Origin of the sequence: Streptomyces sp. NPDC058664 (assembly GCF_042716635.1) — a bacterium.
In the GTDB taxonomy this organism is placed as follows: domain Bacteria; phylum Actinomycetota; class Actinomycetes; order Streptomycetales; family Streptomycetaceae; genus Streptomyces.
In genome coordinates this window covers 200676-216519 of sequence record NZ_JBHXRW010000002.1, presented here as the reverse complement: position 1 = coordinate 216519, position 15844 = coordinate 200676, and the positions used below count along the sequence as shown (strand labels likewise).

The 15844-nt window shown below is 72.3% G+C and carries 16 protein-coding genes; 11 read left to right on the top strand and 5 right to left on the bottom strand.

Annotation, left to right across the window (positions count from 1 at the left end; translation table 11 throughout):
* The first annotated feature begins 50 nt into the window (after window positions 1-50).
* Window positions 51-1193: a glycosyltransferase family 4 protein gene (locus tag ACFWUY_RS02685; protein WP_384101202.1), complete on the top strand. Its 1143-nt coding sequence runs from the start codon at window positions 51-53 to the stop codon at window positions 1191-1193.
* Between the two features lie 89 nt (window positions 1194-1282).
* Here ACFWUY_RS02685 and ACFWUY_RS02680 read toward each other — a convergent pair whose 3' ends face one another.
* A complete protein-coding gene (locus tag ACFWUY_RS02680; RefSeq protein WP_384101200.1) occupies window positions 1283-3079 on the bottom strand; it encodes an AMP-dependent synthetase/ligase in 1797 nt (598 codons plus the stop codon).
* Window positions 3080-3335: 256 nt separating this feature from the next.
* Between ACFWUY_RS02680 and ACFWUY_RS02675 the strand changes: the two genes are divergently transcribed.
* The 6 genes from ACFWUY_RS02675 (at window position 3336) to ACFWUY_RS02650 (ending at window position 8221) form a co-directional block, all read left to right on the top strand.
* On the top strand, window positions 3336-4103 hold the full coding sequence (locus tag ACFWUY_RS02675; protein ID WP_384101198.1) for a metallophosphoesterase: 768 nt from the start codon (window positions 3336-3338) through the stop codon (window positions 4101-4103).
* 92 nt (window positions 4104-4195) lie between these two features.
* Entirely contained in the window at window positions 4196-4636 is a 441-nt protein-coding gene (locus ACFWUY_RS02670) for an SRPBCC family protein (RefSeq protein WP_384101196.1), read from the top strand.
* An 81-nt stretch (window positions 4637-4717) separates the two neighbouring features.
* Complete coding sequence (locus ACFWUY_RS02665) at window positions 4718-5854, top strand: ArsA-related P-loop ATPase (RefSeq protein ID WP_384101194.1); 1137 nt, start codon at window positions 4718-4720, stop codon at window positions 5852-5854.
* A gap of 43 nt (window positions 5855-5897) precedes the next feature.
* Entirely contained in the window at window positions 5898-6371 is a 474-nt protein-coding gene (locus tag ACFWUY_RS02660; RefSeq protein ID WP_384101192.1) for a DUF5304 domain-containing protein, read from the top strand.
* Between the two features lie 66 nt (window positions 6372-6437).
* Window positions 6438-7379 carry an ROK family glucokinase gene (locus ACFWUY_RS02655; protein ID WP_384101190.1) on the top strand — a complete coding sequence of 314 codons (942 nt, stop codon included), beginning with the start codon at window positions 6438-6440 and terminating at the stop codon, window positions 7377-7379.
* Window positions 7380-7477: 98 nt separating this feature from the next.
* Window positions 7478-8221, top strand: coding sequence for an endonuclease/exonuclease/phosphatase family protein (locus ACFWUY_RS02650; protein WP_384101189.1), 744 nt, complete (start codon window positions 7478-7480; stop codon window positions 8219-8221).
* A gap of 73 nt (window positions 8222-8294) precedes the next feature.
* Here the strand turns inward: ACFWUY_RS02650 and ACFWUY_RS02645 are convergent, their stop codons facing one another.
* Window positions 8295-9059, bottom strand: coding sequence for a hypothetical protein (locus ACFWUY_RS02645; protein WP_384101187.1), 765 nt, complete (start codon window positions 9057-9059; stop codon window positions 8295-8297).
* Window positions 9052-9834, bottom strand: coding sequence for an alpha/beta hydrolase (locus tag ACFWUY_RS02640; RefSeq protein ID WP_384101185.1), 783 nt, complete (start codon window positions 9832-9834; stop codon window positions 9052-9054). The genes ACFWUY_RS02645 and ACFWUY_RS02640 overlap by 8 nt, the downstream gene beginning before the upstream one ends.
* 188 nt (window positions 9835-10022) lie before the next feature.
* On the opposite strand from ACFWUY_RS02640, the gene ACFWUY_RS02635 reads away from it, so the two are divergent.
* From ACFWUY_RS02635 to ACFWUY_RS02620, 4 genes are all read left to right on the top strand, one after another.
* On the top strand, window positions 10023-10754 hold the full coding sequence (locus ACFWUY_RS02635) for a 1-acyl-sn-glycerol-3-phosphate acyltransferase (protein ID WP_030219636.1): 732 nt from the start codon (window positions 10023-10025) through the stop codon (window positions 10752-10754).
* A gap of 63 nt (window positions 10755-10817) precedes the next feature.
* Entirely contained in the window at window positions 10818-12032 is a 1215-nt protein-coding gene (macS, locus tag ACFWUY_RS02630) for a MacS family sensor histidine kinase (protein WP_384101184.1), read from the top strand.
* Window positions 12029-12712, top strand: coding sequence for a response regulator (locus ACFWUY_RS02625; protein WP_384101183.1), 684 nt, complete (start codon window positions 12029-12031; stop codon window positions 12710-12712). The genes macS and ACFWUY_RS02625 overlap by 4 nt, the downstream gene beginning before the upstream one ends.
* A gap of 87 nt (window positions 12713-12799) precedes the next feature.
* Entirely contained in the window at window positions 12800-13798 is a 999-nt protein-coding gene (locus ACFWUY_RS02620) for a 2-hydroxyacid dehydrogenase (RefSeq protein ID WP_384101181.1), read from the top strand.
* Here ACFWUY_RS02620 and ACFWUY_RS02615 read toward each other — a convergent pair.
* Window positions 13795-15666, bottom strand: coding sequence for an anthranilate synthase family protein (locus tag ACFWUY_RS02615; RefSeq protein ID WP_384101179.1), 1872 nt, complete (start codon window positions 15664-15666; stop codon window positions 13795-13797). The two genes, ACFWUY_RS02620 and ACFWUY_RS02615, sit on opposite strands and share 4 nt — an antisense overlap.
* 100 nt (window positions 15667-15766) lie before the next feature.
* Window positions 15767-15823 carry a trp operon leader peptide gene (locus ACFWUY_RS02610; protein ID WP_071892416.1) on the bottom strand — a complete coding sequence of 19 codons (57 nt, stop codon included), beginning with the start codon at window positions 15821-15823 and terminating at the stop codon, window positions 15767-15769.
* Window positions 15824-15844 lie beyond the last annotated feature (21 nt).

The following is a 15844-nucleotide window of genomic DNA, read 5'->3' as shown; positions in this document are numbered from 1 at the left end:
AGTGGTGGTGCTGGGCGGTGGGTGCGTCGTGCGCGGTACTGTCGGCCACGATGCACAAGACCCTGATCGTAACCAACGACTTCCCGCCGCGTCCCGGCGGAATCCAGGCCTTCCTGCACAACATGGCGCTCCGCCTGGATCCCGACCGGATCGTGGTCTACGCCTCCACCTGGAAGCGCGGCCGCGAAGGGAACGAGGCGACTGCTCTGTTTGACGTCGAACAGCCTTTCACGGTTGTTCGGGATCGCACCACCATGCTGTTGCCGACCCCTCGGGTCACCGCCCGGGCCACCGCGCTCCTCCGCGAGCACGGCTGCGAGTCCGTGTGGTTCGGCGCCGCCGCCCCGCTCGGCCTGATGGCCCCCGCGCTGCGCCGCGCGGGCGCCCGGCGGCTCGTCGCCACCACCCACGGCCACGAGGCGGGCTGGGCCCAACTGCCCGCCTCCCGACAGCTGTTGCGGCGGATCGGTGAGGGTACGGACACGATCACCTACCTCGGCGAGTACACCCGCTCCCGGATCGCGGCGGCCCTCACTCCGGCCGCCGCCGACCGGATGACGCAGCTTCCGCCCGGCGTCGACGAGAAGACCTTCCACCCCGGCTCGGGCGGCGCCGAGGTCCGCGCCCGCCTCGGGCTCAGCGACCGTCCGGTCGTGGTCTGCGTCTCCCGGCTGGTCCCGCGCAAGGGCCAGGACACCCTGATCCGGGCGATGCCGCGGATCCTCCGCCGGGTCCCGGACGCGGTCCTCCTGATCGTCGGCGGCGGCCCGTACGAGAAGGATTTGCACCGCCTCGCCGCCGAGACCGGAGTGGCCGGATCCGTACGGTTCACCGGCGCCGTCCCCTGGTCCGAACTGCCCGCCCACTACGGGGCCGGCGACGTCTTCGCCATGCCCTGCCGCACCCGGCGCGGCGGCCTCGACGTCGAGGGCCTCGGCATCGTCTACCTGGAGGCCTCCGCCACCGGCCTCCCGGTCGTCGCGGGCGACTCCGGCGGAGCCCCCGACGCCGTCCTCGACGGCGAGACCGGCTGGGTCGTCCGGGGCGAGTCCTCCGAGGACACCGCCGACCGCGTCGCCACGCTCCTCCTCGACCCCGAGCTGCGCGCCCGCATGGGCGAGCGGGGCCGCGCCTGGGTCGAGGAGAAATGGCGCTGGGACCTGCTCGCGGAGCGGCTCAAGGAGCTGCTGTAGCACCGCTGCGCCACCACGTACGGACGGAACGGCCGGAGGCCCGGAGCGACATCGCTCCGGGCCTCCGGCCGTACGCGCGCCCTTCGGGCTCAGGCGCTGTAGATCGCCTCGATCTCGTCCGCGAAGTCCTTCGCCACCACGTTCCGCTTCAGCTTCAGGGACGGCGTGATGTGACCCGCCTCCTCCGTGAACTGGGCGGGCAGGATACGGAACTTGCGGACCGACTCGGCCTTGGAGACCGCCGCGTTGCCGTCGTCGATCGCCCGCTGGACCTCCGCCACCAGCTCCGCGTCCTCGCGCAGGGAGGCCGCCGTCGAACCCGCCGGCTTGCCGTGCTCGGAAGCCCAGCGGCCGAGGAACTCCTCGTCGATCGTGACGAGCGCGCCCACGAACGGACGCCCGTCGCCGACCACCATGCACTCCGCGACGAGCGCGTGCGCCCGGATCCGGTCCTCGATGACCGCGGGGGCGACGTTCTTGCCGCCCGCCGTCACCAGGATCTCCTTCTTCCGGCCGGTGATCGCCAGGTAGCCGTCCTCGTCGAGGGTGCCGATGTCACCGGTGTGGAACCAGCCGTCCGCAAGGGCTTCGGCGGTCGCCGTCTCGTTGTTCCAGTACCGCGAGAAGATGTGCTCGCCGTGCAGCAGCACCTCGCCGTCGTCGGCGATCCGCACCACCGAACCCGGCAGCGGCTGACCGACCGTGCCGATCTTCTGCCGGTCCCAGGGGTTGAACGCGGTCGCCGCGCACGACTCCGTCAGGCCGTAGCCCTCCAGGACCGTGAAGCCGATGCCGCGGAAGAAGTGGCCGAGCCGCTCGCCGAGCGGCGCGCCGCCCGAGATCGCGTACTCGCCGCGCCCGCCGAGCACCGCCCGGAGCTTGCTGAAGACCAGCTTGTCGAAGACCTTGTGCTTCAGCTTGAGGCCGAAGGACGGACCCTGCGGGGTGCCGAGGGCCCGGCTGTACGCGATGGCCGTGTGCGCGGCCTTGTCGAAGATCTTGCCCTTGCCGTCGGCCTGCGCCTTCGCCCGGGCCGAGTTGTAGACCTTCTCGAAGACCCGCGGCACGCCCAGGATCAGCGTCGGCCGGAACGAGGCCAGCTCGTCGGTGAGGTTCTTGATGTCCGGGACGCAACCCAGCCGGATCGGCGCCATCACGGACGCGACCTCGACGAGCCGCCCGAAGACGTGCGCGGCGGGCAGGAAAAGCAGCACCGAACACTCACCGGTGCGGAAGAGGGGCTTCAGCCGCTCCACCACGTTGCCGCACTCGGCGAAGAAGGCCCGGTGGGTCAGGACGCAGCCCTTGGGGCGGCCCGTCGTGCCCGAGGTGTAGACGATCGTCGCCGGGTCGTCCGCGTTCGCCGCCGACATGCGCTCGTCGAGCAGCTCGTCGGAGACGTCCGCGCCGGTGGCGGTGAGCCGCGCGACCGCGTCGTCCTCGATCTGCCACACGGCCCTGAGCCCGGGAAGGTTCTCCCGTACCGACTCCACCGACTCCTGGTGCGCCGCGCTCTCGACGAGCACCAGGGTCGCGCCCGAGTCACCGAGGATCCACTGGATCTGCTCCGGCGAGCTCGTCTCGTACACCGGGACGGTCACGCCGCCCGCGCTCCAGATCGCGAAGTCGAGAAGCACCCACTCGTAACGGGTGCGGGACAGCAGCGCGACCCGGTCGCCCGGCTCGACACCGGCGGCGATCAGCCCCTTGGCGACCCCACGGACCTCGGAGAGGAACTCCGTGGCGGTCACGTCGGTCCACGTCCCGCCGACCTTGCGATCCATCACGGCGACGTCTGGGTGCTGGGAGGCGTTGCGGCGGATGAGATCCGTCAGATTGCCGTCCGCGGGGACCTCGTACAGGGCCGGAAGGCTGAACTCGCGCAAGACTGCTGCTCCTCATCGGGCGCCGGCGCCACGGCTCTGTGTGATGCACCGGTGAAGTCCAAGAACTGGCGGGTGCTCAGTGGGGGTGAGCACGACTGGACTGCCCGGACGTTACCCATCAGTACATGGTTCCCGATAGGGGGTCCCGGTCAGATGTTCGGTGCGTCACACATCTATGGCGGTGCTCTGCGCAGAGTAATCCACCGGTTTCCCGACTCGGAAGTAACCGCAGGTCGCACCGCCTAAGGTAGGGCCCATGCGAGTCCATGTGGTCAGTGACGTGCACGGGAACGCCGGCGACCTCGCCAGGGCGGGGGACGGCGCCGACGCCCTCATATGCCTGGGTGACCTGGTCCTCTTCCTCGACTACGCCGACCACAGCCGCGGGATCTTCCCCGACCTCTTCGGCGTCGAGAACGCCCACCGGCTCGTGGAGCTGCGCACCGCCCGCCGCTTCGACGAGGCCCGTGACCTGGGGCGCCTCCTCTGGGCCGAGCTCGACGTCGACCGCGAGACCGCGATCGAGGCCGCGGTCCGCCGCCAGTACGCCGAACTCTTCGCCGCCTTCCCCACCCCCACGTACGCCACCTACGGCAACGTGGACATCCCCCGGTTCTGGCCCGAATTCGCCCGCCCCGGGACCACCGTCCTCGACGGCGAACGGGTCGAGCTCGGCGGTCTCGTGTTCGGCTTCGTCGGCGGCGGCCTGCGCACCCCCATGCGCACCCCGTACGAGATCTCGGACGAGGAGTACGCGGCGAAGGTCGAGGCCCTCGGCGACGTCGACGTCCTCTGCTCCCACATCCCGCCGGAGGTGCCGGAGCTGACGTACGACACCGTCGCCCGCCGCTTCGAGCGCGGCAGCCGGGCCCTGCTCGACGCGATCCGGCGCATCCGGCCCCGTTACGCGCTCTTCGGCCACGTCCACCAGCCGCTGGCCCGACGGATGCGGGTCGCCTCCACCGAGTGCGTGAACGTCGGCCACTTCGCCTCGACGGGCAGGCCCTTCGCGCTGGAGTGGTGACGGGCCCCGCGCCGCAGCGCGATAGCCTTCCGGTCGGCACGCCTGTGCCCCCTTTGACTTCCGCCGGACCGCACAGTGGAGGAGCCACCACGATGGCCGAACACACCAGCTCGAGCATCACCATCGAGGCGGCACCGGCCGACGTCATGGGCGTGATCGCCGACTTCGCCCGCTACCCGGAGTGGACGGGCGAGGTGAAGGAGGCCGAGGTCCTGGAGACCGACGGCTCCGGCCGCGCGGAGAAGGTCCGGCTGCTCCTCGACGCCGGTGCGATCAAGGACGACCACACCCTCGCGTACACCTGGACCGGTGCCAACGAGGTCAGCTGGACCCTGGTCAAGTCCCAGATGCTCCGGTCCCTCGACGGCTCGTACCGGCTCGCGCCGCTCGGCGGCGACCGCACCGAGGTCACCTACCAGCTGACCGTCGACGTCAAGATCCCCATGCTCGGCATGATCAAGCGCAAGGCGGAGAAGGTCATCATCGACCGGGCGCTCGCGGGCCTGAAGAAGCGCGTGGAATCGGGCGCGTGACGCCCCCGCCTTGGTGGGGGTGACCGCCGCGGCCGGACGGGTGAACGGAGGGGTGAACGGAGGGCGGTAACGTTCACGCACATGCGGATCATCCTTGTCACCGGCCTCGGCGGCGCCGGCCGCACCACCGTCGCCGCCGCGACCGCCCTCGCCGAGGCACGGGCCGGACGCCGGGTCCTCCTCGTCTCCGAGGACGCCGACCCGCTCCTGACCCGCGACGGCCTCCAGGTCACGCGCCCCGAGCCGGCCGCCGACTTCCGCCGCGAGTTCCTCGCCCTCCAGGCCCGCTCCGCCGCCGCCCTCGACCTCCTCGGCACCGCGCCCTTCGAGGACGCCGAACTCACCGAACTCCCCGGCAGCCGCCAGTTCGCCCTGCTCCGCTCCCTCCGCGACGCCGCCCGGGGCGACCACGAGCTCGCCGTCGTCGACCTGCCGCCGCTCCCCGAGGCCCTCGCCGTCCTCGCCCTGCCCGAGCAGCTCCGCCGCTACCTGCGCCGCCTGCTGCCCCCCGAACGGCAGGCCGCCCGCGCCCTGCGCCCGATGCTCGCCCAGCTCGCCGGGGTCCCGATGCCCGCGCAGTGGCTGTACGAGACCACCGCGCGCTGGGAGGCCGAGCTCGCCGCCGTCCAGGCCGTCGTCGAGGCCCCCACCACCAGCGTCCGGCTCGTCCTGGAACCCGGTCCCGCCGCGAGCCGCGCCCTGCGCACCGCCCGGCTCGGCCTCGCCCTCCGGCGCCTCGCCCTCGACGCCGTCGTCGCCAACCGGCTGCTGCCCGCCGACTCCGAGGACCCCTGGCTCGCCGGCCTCACCACCCAGCAGCACCGGCACCTGGCGGAGCTCCGTGCCGCCGCCGGCAGCGGCACCGTCGACGAGCTGCCGCACCTCGGCCGGGACCCGCGCGGGCCCGGGGACCTCGCGCTCCTCGCGCCCACCCGGCCCGCCGCCGCTCCCGACCCCGTACCGGAGTGGTCCGTCGAGGACCGGCGCGAGGAGGACGGTGTCCTGGTCTGGCACATCGCCCTCCCCGGGGCCGTCAAGGAGGAGCTGTCCCTCGTCCGCAGGGGTGACGAACTGCTCCTGACCGTCGGCGGCTTCCGCCGCGGCCTGCCCCTGCCGGGCGCCCTGCGCCGCTGCGCCGTCACCGGAGCCGGACTCGTCGAAGGGGACCTCCGGGTGCGGTTCGCACCGGACCCCGGCCTCTGGCCCCGCACGCCCTGAGGAGGCGTGTACCGTCGAAGTACCAGCCACTGAGGAGTACGCCATGAGCGATTCGGACGCCTGGGCCAAGGCGTGCGCCGAGGACCTGGAGGCGGAGAAGGCCCGCCGCAGGGCCCAGCACGGGGAAGCGCCCGGCTCACCCGTCGAGGAGTTCCGCAAGCTCTTCGAGGCCGTCGCCGACAAGGTCTCCGGCAGCCTCGGGAACCCGCTGCTCGGCGGCCAGGCCGCACAGACCGTGCAGCATCTCGTCAGCCAGGCGAAGGCCGTCGTCGAGCCCGTCATCGAGCGCAACCCGCAGGTCTTCGACCACCTCGCCGCCGCGGGGAGCGAACTGCTCGCCGCCTACCGCTCCGCCGTCGAGGGCCACGAGAGCCGCTGGACCCGCGGCGACGCGGTGTCCCCGGACGACCCGAGCGACCCCCGCAGGGACGCCGACGGCCCGCGTGAGGACGCTCGCGACGACGACCGCAAGGACGACGAAGGCCCCGGAACCGGCCAGCACATCGACCTCGACTGATCGGTAGCCCCGTCCCCCTCGGGTACGGTGGGCCTTAGCGGGGCTCGACCGAAAACTGAGGGACACATGGGACTCACCATCGGCGTCGACATCGGCGGCACGAAGATCGCGGCCGGCGTGGTCGACGAGGAGGGCAACATCCTCGACACGCACAAGGTGCCCACCCCGCCGACCCCCGAGGGCATCGTCGACGCGATCAGCGCGGCCGTCTCCGAGGCCGGCAAGGGCCACTCGATCGAGGCCGTCGGCATCGGCGCCGCGGGCTACGTCGACGACAAGCGTGCCACCGTCCTCTTCGCGCCGAACATCGACTGGCGGCACGAGCCGCTCAAGGACAAGGTCGAGCAGCGGGTCGGCCTGCCCGTCGTCGTCGAGAACGACGCCAACGCGGCCGCCTGGGGCGAGTACCGGTTCGGCGCGGGCCAGGGCCACGAGGACGTCATCTGCATCACCCTCGGCACCGGCCTCGGCGGCGGCATCATCATCGGCAACAAGCTGCGCCGCGGACGCTTCGGCGTCGCCGCCGAATTCGGCCACATCCGGGTCGTCCCGGACGGCCTGCTGTGCGGCTGCGGAAGCCAGGGCTGCTGGGAGCAGTACGCCTCCGGGCGCGCCCTCGTCCGGTACGCCAGGCAGCGCGCCAACGCCACCCCGGAGCGCGCGGAGATCCTGCTCGGCCTCGGCGACGGCACCCCCGGGGGCATCGAGGGCAAGCACGTCAGCCAGGCCGCCCGCGCCGGCGACCCGGTGGCCGTCGACTCCTTCCGGGAACTGGCCCGCTGGGCGGGCGCCGGTCTCGCCGACCTGGCCTCGCTCTTCGACCCGTCGGCGTTCATCGTCGGCGGCGGCGTCTCGGACGAGGGCGACCTCGTCCTCGACCCGATCCGCAAGTCCTTCCGGCGCTGGCTGATCGGCGGCCAGTGGCGTCCGCACGCCCAGGTCCTCGCGGCCCAGCTCGGCAACAAGGCCGGCCTGGTCGGCGCCGCGGACCTGGCCCGCCAGGGCTGAGCACCCGTACGAAGACGTACGGAGCATACGAAGGCATACGGCGACCGCCCGTCGCGTCCTCTCCGGACGCGGCGGGCGGTTGTCGTACGTTACGTGGCATGGCGATCAGTGAGCTGCCCAACTCCCGGACCGAGACGGACGGTTCGGCCGTTCTCCGGGTCCTGAGCTACAACGTCCGCTCGATGCGCGACGACGAGGACGCCCTCGCCCGGGTGATCCGCGCCTGCGCCCCGGACCTCGTCTTCGTCCAGGAGGCGCCACGCTTCTTCCGCTGGCGCAAGCACGCCGCCCGGCTCGCCGCCAAGAGCGAGCTCGTCGTCCTGAGCGGCGGCGCCACCGCCGCGGGACCCCTGCTGCTCTCCTCCCTGCGGGCCACCGTGGAACGCACCGAGGACGTACTGCTGCCCCTCACCCCCGGCCTCCACCGGCGCGGTCTCGCGACCGCCGTCGTCCGCTTCGGCGGGGCCCGGGTCGGACTGATCAGCTGCCATCTGAGCCTGCGGACGGAGGAGCGGTACGCCCAGGCCGGGATGGTCCTCGACCGGGTCGCCGCCCTGGGGACCCCGTACGCCCTCGTCGCGGGCGACCTCAACGAACGGCCCGACGGGCCGGCCTTCCGCCGGCTGACGAAGGAGCTCCGGGACGGCTGGGAGGTCAGCCCCTGGGGCGGTGAGAACACCTCGACCCCCGCCGACCCGCACCAGCGGATCGACGCGATCCTGGCCACTCCGGGCGTCGAGTTCCTCGGCTGCGGGGTGCCGACGGACCTCGACCCGGCGGATCTGCGGGCCGCCACCGATCACCTGCCGGTGCTGGCGGCGGTCCGCGTCCCCGCCTCGTAGGAACCCCGTGGGAACGGGGTCCCGGGACCGGCCTCCCGTGACCTTCGCCGTGGGGCCGTCGGCGTGGGACGTCTCAGACGACCGCGCCGCGGCCCGGGTCGTCGAAGCCGTCGTCATCGTCGTCGTCGTGCTTCATGCGCCCCACCAGGGTGGCGAAGCCGCCCAGGAAACCGCCGATGCACAGCGTGGTCAGCCACCAGGTCATGTCCCACCGGAGCAGGACGGCGAGCAGCATCAGCACCGGGCCGCCGACCACGGCGAGCCAGGCGAACTTGGTCGTGGCGTCCGCCTCGGGCAGCGGGGGCGGCTCCGGGGGGACGAAGTGGCCCTCGTCGGAGCCGCCGGGGGAGTCCTCGGGTTCCGCGGGCGAGTAGTCCCGGGGGCCGGCGGGCCGTACCCCGGGCGCGAACACGACGGAGCTGCCGAGCGCGGGCCGCGCGGGACCGTCCTCGGACGTCCCGTCCTCCGGTCCCGGGTCTCCCGGGTCCGTGTCGTCCGGCTTCGTCCTCTCCGGCCTCGTCTCCTCCGAAGGCCGGGACCCCTCGATCCGGAACTTCTCCGTCAGGGACTTCTCGGCCGGGGACCGCCCGGTCCCGGACTCCTCCGCCGAGGCCTTCGGCCCGCCGGGACCGGGCTCGTCGGAGCCGTCGGGCGTGTCGGACCCGTCGGTCTCCTCGTCCTCCGGCTCCGGCAGCGACAGGTTCTCGATGGTCCGGAACGGCTTCGCCCCCGGCGGGTCCACGGGCTCCTCGCCGTACCCGGCGACGATCGCGGCCCACGCCGCCTCCTCGTCGATGGGCTGCGGCTCCCGCTCGCCGCCGTCCTGCTGCTCAGCCACCGCTCCTGCTCCCCTTTCCGCCGACCAGTCCCGGGGCGAGACGCTCGACGAAGGCCAGGCTCTCGTCGAAGATCCGCTCCGCGTCATGGTCCAACGTCGCCACGTGGTAGCTCTGTTCCAGCAGGACCTCCCGGACGTCCGTCGAGGAGATCCGGGACAGGATCCGGGCCGAGTCGGCCGGCGGCACGACATGGTCCTGAGGGCTGTGGAGCAGTACCACCGGCTGGGTGACCTGCGGAAGCTCCGCGTCCACGGTCCGGAAGAACTGCCGCAGGGAGTGCGCCGCGTGCAGCGGCACCCGGTCGTACCCGATCTCCCTCACGCCCTCCTTGGCGATGTCGCTGGCGATGCCCTTGTTCGAGGGGACCAGGTGCCGGACGACCGGCAGCGCGTGCGCCGCCACGCCGTGCACCTTGTTCGCAGGGTTGACCAGGACGATGCCCTTCACGGTGTCCCCGTGCCGGGCGGCGAGCCGCAGGGTCAGGGCCCCGCCCATGGAGAGGCCGAAGACGAAGACGGTCTCGCACCGCTCCAGGAGCTCGCGCAGCGCCCGGTCCACCTCCGCGTACCAGTCGTGCCAGGTGGTGAGCTGCATGTCCTGCCAGCGGGTGCCGTGGCCGGGCAGCAGGGGCAGCGACACCGTCAGACCGTGCTCGGCGAGGTACTCGGCCCACGGGCGCAGTGACTGCGGGGAACCGGTGAATCCGTGACAGAGAAGGACGCCGACCTCTCCGCCCTCGTGGCGGTACGGCTCGGCTCCGGGAAGGACCGGCACCGGGGTCTCCTGTTCGGTTGCGACTTCGGCGTCCTCGGGTACGCCGGAGCGACGGAAAATGGGGAAGGACCTTCACGGTACGCGACCGGACCGACACCGACCAGGGCCGTAGCGGGGGCCGTACCCCGGTACGGGATAAAGTCGTCGCCACGGCACACGGAAGGCACGGCGAGTTGATCTACGGCGCAATGAAGTTCTCCCTCGGAGGGTCCCTGAAGCTTGCCTTCCGGCCCTGGGTGGAGGGTCTGGAGAACATTCCCGCCGAGGGGCCCGCGATCCTGGCGAGCAACCACCTGTCGTTCTCCGACTCCTTCTTCCTGCCGGCCGTCCTCGACCGCAAGGTCACCTTCATCGCCAAGGCGGAGTACTTCACCTCGCCGGGTGTGAAGGGCAAGCTCACCGCCGCCTTCTTCAAGGGCGTCGGCCAGCTCCCGGTGGACCGGTCGGGCGCCCGCGGCGCGGGCGAGGCGGCCATCAAGGCCGGCATCGAGGTCATCGAGAAGGGCGGGCTCTTCGGGATCTACCCCGAGGGCACCCGCTCGCCCGACGGACGGCTCTACCGGGGCAAGCCCGGCGGCCTGGCGCGGGTGGCCCTGGCCACCGGAGCGCCGGTGATCCCGGTCGCCATGATCGACACGGAGAAGATCCAGCCGCCCGGCAAGGTCGTCCCCAAGCTCATGCGTCCGGGGATCCGGATCGGCAAGCCGCTGGACTTCACCCGCTACCAGGGCATGGAGGGGGACCGCTTCATCCTGCGTTCGGTGACCGACGAGGTCATGTACGAGATCATGAAGCTGTCCGGGCAGGAGTACGTCGACATCTACGCGACCGCCGCCAAGCGGCAGATCGCGGACGCGGAGAAGGCGGCCAAGGAGGCCGTCAAGGCCGAGATCGCGGCTCGGGAAGAGTCCGGCGCGTAGGAGTCCGGCGTGTAGGCGTTCGGCGTGCAGGCGTCCCGCGAGGGACGTCCGGGGGTGGGGGAGATGGCCAAGCGCGAGCGTGTCGTGCGCATGTCGGTCGAGCAGCCGTTGTGGCGGGCGCTGACCGGCTACCGCGTCCTGACCATGGTCTACGCGGTCCTGCTGTTCGTCTTCACCCGGGAGGTGTACGAGCGGCCCTGGATCGCCGTCGGCTATCTCGCGGTGATGTGCGTCTGGACCCTCGCCACCCTGCCCAAGGTGGCGAACGCGGCCAGCTGCACCAAGCGCTTCCTCGGCGCCGACCTCACCATCGCCCTCGTCGGCATCCTCCTCACCCCGCTGGCCGACACCCACGCCCAGACGATCGACGGCCCCACGCTGCCGTCGATATGGACAGCCGGCTCCGTCCTCGCGTACGCGATCAAGGGCGGCTGGCGCTGGGCCGGCGTCGCCTCCTCCCTCGTCGCCGTCGCCAACATCGTCGAGCGCGGCCACCCCAGCCGGGACACCCTCCACAACGTCCTGCTCGTCTGGGTGGCCTCCATCGCCATCGGTTACGTCGTCGAGGTCGCCCGCGCCTCCGAACGCACCCTCGCCCGCGCCCTGGAGATCGAGGCGGCGACCCGGGAGCGGGAGCGGCTCGCCCGGGACATCCACGACAGCGTCCTCCAGGTCCTCGCGATGGTGCAGCGGCGCGGCACGGCGATCGGCGGCGAGGCCGCCGAGCTCGGCCGGATGGCGGGCGAGCAGGAGGTCGCCCTCCGTACCCTCGTCGCGGGCGGTCTGACCCGGCCCAGCCTGGTCTCCGAGGACGAGTCGGAGGGCGCGGTGGTCCGGGTCGTCGACGTGGACGACGAAGCCGACGACGACTCGCCCGTCGACCTCCGCCTCCTGCTCGCCCCGCGCGCCGGGGCCCGGGTCACCCTCTCCGATCCGGGCGCCCCGGTCCTGCTGCCGCCGCCCGCCGCCCGCGAACTGGCCGCCGCCGTCGGCGCCGCCCTGGACAATGTGCGGGTGCACGCGGGGGAGGACGCCCAGGCCTGGATCCTCGTCGAGGACTGGCCCGACGAGGTGATCGTCACCGTCCGGGACGACGGCCCCGGCATCCCGGAGGGCCGCCTCGCGCAGGCGGAGGACGAGGGCCGGATGGGCGTCGCCCTCTCCATCCGGGGGAGACTGCGGGAGCTGGGAGGCACGGCCGAGCTGATCTCGGTCCCCGGCCAGGGCACGGAAGTCGAGTTGAAGGTCCCACGGGGGAAGGCAGGACGAGGAAGATGAGCGAGCAGCGGGCCGAGCGGCCGATCAGGGTGATGGTCGTCGACGACCATCCGATGTGGCGGGACGCGGTCGCCCGTGACCTGGCCGAGGCGGGTCTCGACGTGGTGGCCACCGCGGGCGACGGCGAGCAGGCGGTGCGCCGCGCCCACGCGGTCACCCCCGACGTCCTCGTCCTCGATCTGAACCTGCCGGTGAAGCCGGGCGTCCAGGTGTGCAAGGAGCTCGTCGGCGGCCGGCCCGAGCTGCGGGTGCTCGTGCTCTCGGCGAGCGGCGAGCACGCCGACGTCCTGGAGGCGGTCAAGTCCGGCGCGACCGGTTACCTCCTGAAGTCGGCCAGTACGGAGGAGCTGATCGACGCCGTACGGCGGACGGCGGTCGGCGACCCCGTGTTCACCCCCGGCCTCGCCGGTCTGGTCCTCGGCGAGTACCGCCGGCTCGCCTCCGAGCCCGCCCCGGCGGCCGGCGCGGACGAGCCGAAGGCCCCGCAGCTGACCGAGCGCGAGACGGAGGTCCTGCGGCTGGTCGCCAAGGGGCTCAGCTACAAGCAGATCGCCGAGCGCCTGGTGATCTCGCACCGCACGGTGCAGAACCACGTCCAGAACACCCTGGGCAAGCTCCAGCTGCACAACCGGGTGGAGCTCGTCCGGTACGCCATCGAGCGCGGCCTCGACGACGCCTGAGCCCGGGGCCGGGCGCCCTGACGGCAGGGGTCGTATATTCGCGTAGAAAACGGACATACGACCCATCACCGGCCTGAGGGGAATCCCGTGGAGATCCTGGCATTCGGCGTGCAGGCGGACGAGAAGCCCCTGATCGAGAAGGCCTTCGCGGGGCACCACGACGTCCGCTGTCTGAACGTGTTCCTCACCGAGGACACCGCCCCCATCGCGGCCGGCTACGAGATCGTCTCCACCAGCGTCAACGCGATCCTGGACCACCGCGTCCTGCAGATCCTCGCCGCCAGCGGGACCCAGATGATCGCCCAGCGCTCCACGGGCTTCAACAACATCGACCTGGAGGTCGCCGAGCGCCTCGGCCTCACCGTCGCCCGCGTCTCGTCCTACTCGCCCTACTCCGTCGCCGAGTTCGCCTGGACCCTCGCGACCGCCGTCAACCGCCGGATCGTCCGGGCCTCCAACCGGACCCGGGACTTCGACTTCCGCCTCGACGGACTGATGGGCCGTGACCTGCGGGGCCGTACCGTCGGCGTCCTCGGCACCGGCAAGATCGGCGAGGCCTTCACCCGGATCGCCCACGGCTTCGGCATGCACCTCCTCGGCTGGGACGTCGCCGAGAACCCCGCCTGCGTCGAACTCGGCATGAAGTACGTCGAGAAGGAGCAGCTCCTCACCGAGGCCGACCTCATCAGCCTGCACGTTCCGCTGCTCCCGTCGACCCAGCACCTCGTCGACGCCGCCGCCCTCAGGGCGATGAAGGACGACGCCATCCTGGTGAACTCCAGCCGGGGCGGCCTCATCGACACCGAGGCGCTCGTCGTCGAACTCCGGGCCGGCCGCTTCGCCGGCGTCGGCCTGGACGTCTACGAGGCGGAGGCCGGGCTCTTCTTCCTCGACAAGTCCCTCGAGGTCGTCGAGGACGACACCCTGGCCCGTCTGGTCACCTTCCCGAACGTGGTGGTCACCTCCCACCAGGCGTACTACACCGTGGACGCGGTCGGCCAGATCATCGACACCACGGTCAGGAACGTCCTCGACTACACCGCGGGGCGGCGCAGCGAGAACGTCCTGGTCCCGCGGGTGTCCTAGACCAGTACCCCCGCGAGGAGCGAGGCGGTCAGCGCGGCCCCTTCGAGGGTCAGGACGGACTCCGGGTGGAACTGCACCCCCGCGAAGCCCGGCCCGCGCAGCGCGTGGACCTCGCCGGTCTCCGCGTCCCGGCTCACCTCGATCCGGTGCAGCGCCAGCTCCGTCGCCGTCCGCTCGTCGCAGCGGGCGGTGAAGCTGTTGTAGAAGCCGACCGTCCGCTCCTGCCCGAACAGGTCGATCCGCAGCTGGGCCCCCTGGAACGGGGTCCGCTTGCGGACGATCTCCAGGCCCAGTTCGGCGGCGATCAGCTCGTGCCCGAGGCACACGCCGAGGAGACCGTGCCGGTGGCCCTGGACGAGAGCGGCCGTGAGACCGCGCAGGAACCGCATCTTCGGATCGGCGGCGTCGGACGGGTTCCCGGGGCCGGGGCCCAGGACCACCGGCCCCTCGTGAGCGAGCGCGAGCTCGCGCAGCCCCGGCTCGTCGTAGCGGAGCACGGACACGTCGAGGCCCGAGGAGCGCAGGACGTGCGCCAGCATCGCCGTGAAGGTGTCCTCGGCGTCGATCACCAGGGCGTGCCCCGACAGCTCGGCGGAACGGACCTGCATCTTCAGCCAGAACGGCGCCAGGTCGGCCCGCCGCGCGTCCAGGGCGGCCCGTACCCGGGGATCGTCGGCGAGGGGTACGGGGGCCGGCCCCGGTCCGGCGGCCGGCCGGCCCTCCCGTACCCCGAGGGCGGTGAGCACCCCGGCCGCCTTGGCGTGGGTCTCGGCCACCTCGCCCGCCGGGTCCGAGTGCCGGACGAGGGTGGCGCCGACCGGTACCCGCAGCCGCCCGTCGCCGTCGATGTCCGCCGTACGGATCAGGATGGGGGAGTCCAGGGTCTGGGCGCCGCCCTCGTCCGTGCCGAGCAGGGCGAGCGCCCCCGCGTAGTAGCCGCGCCCGCCGGCCTCGTGACGCTCGATCACCCGGCAGGCGTTCTGCACCGGCGAGCCGGTCACGGTCGCCGCGAACATCGTCTCCCGCAGCACCTCCCGCACGTCGAGCGAGGACCGGCCGCGCAACTCGTACTCGGTGTGCGCGAGATGCGCCATCTCCTTCAGACGCGGGCCGATCACCACCCCGCCCATGTCGCCGACCGTGCACATCATCTTGAGCTCCTCGTCGACCACCATGGAGAGCTCCTCGGTCTCCTTGCGGTCGGCGAGGAAGGCCAGCAGGTCCTCCGGGGTCGGGGCGGCGCCCGCCGGGTAGCGGTACGTGCCGCTGATCGGGTTCATCACGACCGTGCCGCCCGACATCCGGACGTGCACCTCGGGGCTGGCCCCGACGAGCGTCCGGTCGCCGGTGTGCACGACGAACGTCCAGTACGCGCCCCGCTCGCCCGCGAGCAGCCGCCGGAAGAGGGCGAGGGCGTCGGCGCGTCCGAAACCGGGGATCTCGCCCGTGTAGGTCCGCCGGATGACGAAGTTCGCGCCCTCGCCCGAGCCGATCTCCTCGTCGATGACCCGCCGCACGATCCCGGCGTACTCCTCGTCGGAGACGTCGAACCCGCCGCCCTCGACGGTCACGTCGTGCGCGGGAAGCCGGTCCAGGGCCTCCGCGAGCGGCAGCTCGTGCACCTCGTCGGCGACGAGCACGGAGAGCGGGGTGCCGTCGTCCCGTACGTCGAAGCCGCGCTCCCGGATCTGCCGGAAGGGCACGAGGGCGAGCGTCGGCAGCGGGCCCACGGGCAGCTCCGCGAGGCGCTCGGCCTCGTGGACCCGGCCGATCAGCACCTCGACGGTGTCGTGGTCACGGCCGGGGGTGCGGCGGCGGAGCAGGGCGAAGGGCGGAGCGGAGTCGTCGAGGAGACGGGAGAGGTCCATGAGGTGCGTCGTTCCTTCCGGTGGAGTACGGAGAGGAACGGCCCGGGTACGAGAAAAGGCCGCCCCTCGGGCGGCCTGTGCGTGTGTCGTGTACGCGCAGTCAGTGGGCCGCCGGATGAGCGGTCCACCACCAGTTCTGGATCTGAGGCGCGAACATGCGAGCACTGTAACCCAGTCG

Bases quoted from the DNA above. Each gene is read 5' to 3' on its own strand.
- ACFWUY_RS02665 (WP_384101194.1), top strand. From the start codon at position 4,718: ATGCGGATCATCCTTGTCACCGGCCTCGGCGGCGCCGGCCGCACCACC.
- ACFWUY_RS02655 (WP_384101190.1), top strand. From the start codon at position 6,438: ATGGGACTCACCATCGGCGTCGACATCGGCGGCACGAAGATCGCGGCC.
- ACFWUY_RS02670 (WP_384101196.1), top strand. From the start codon at position 4,196: ATGGCCGAACACACCAGCTCGAGCATCACCATCGAGGCGGCACCGGCC.
- ACFWUY_RS02615 (WP_384101179.1), bottom strand. From the start codon at position 15,666: ATGGACCTCTCCCGTCTCCTCGACGACTCCGCTCCGCCCTTCGCCCTG.
- macS (WP_384101184.1), top strand. From the start codon at position 10,818: ATGGCCAAGCGCGAGCGTGTCGTGCGCATGTCGGTCGAGCAGCCGTTG.
- ACFWUY_RS02625 (WP_384101183.1), top strand. From the start codon at position 12,029: ATGAGCGAGCAGCGGGCCGAGCGGCCGATCAGGGTGATGGTCGTCGAC.
- ACFWUY_RS02675 (WP_384101198.1), top strand. From the start codon at position 3,336: ATGCGAGTCCATGTGGTCAGTGACGTGCACGGGAACGCCGGCGACCTC.
- ACFWUY_RS02660 (WP_384101192.1), top strand. From the start codon at position 5,898: ATGAGCGATTCGGACGCCTGGGCCAAGGCGTGCGCCGAGGACCTGGAG.
- ACFWUY_RS02685 (WP_384101202.1), top strand. From the start codon at position 51: ATGCACAAGACCCTGATCGTAACCAACGACTTCCCGCCGCGTCCCGGC.
- ACFWUY_RS02635 (WP_030219636.1), top strand. From the start codon at position 10,023: ATGAAGTTCTCCCTCGGAGGGTCCCTGAAGCTTGCCTTCCGGCCCTGG.
- ACFWUY_RS02650 (WP_384101189.1), top strand. From the start codon at position 7,478: ATGGCGATCAGTGAGCTGCCCAACTCCCGGACCGAGACGGACGGTTCG.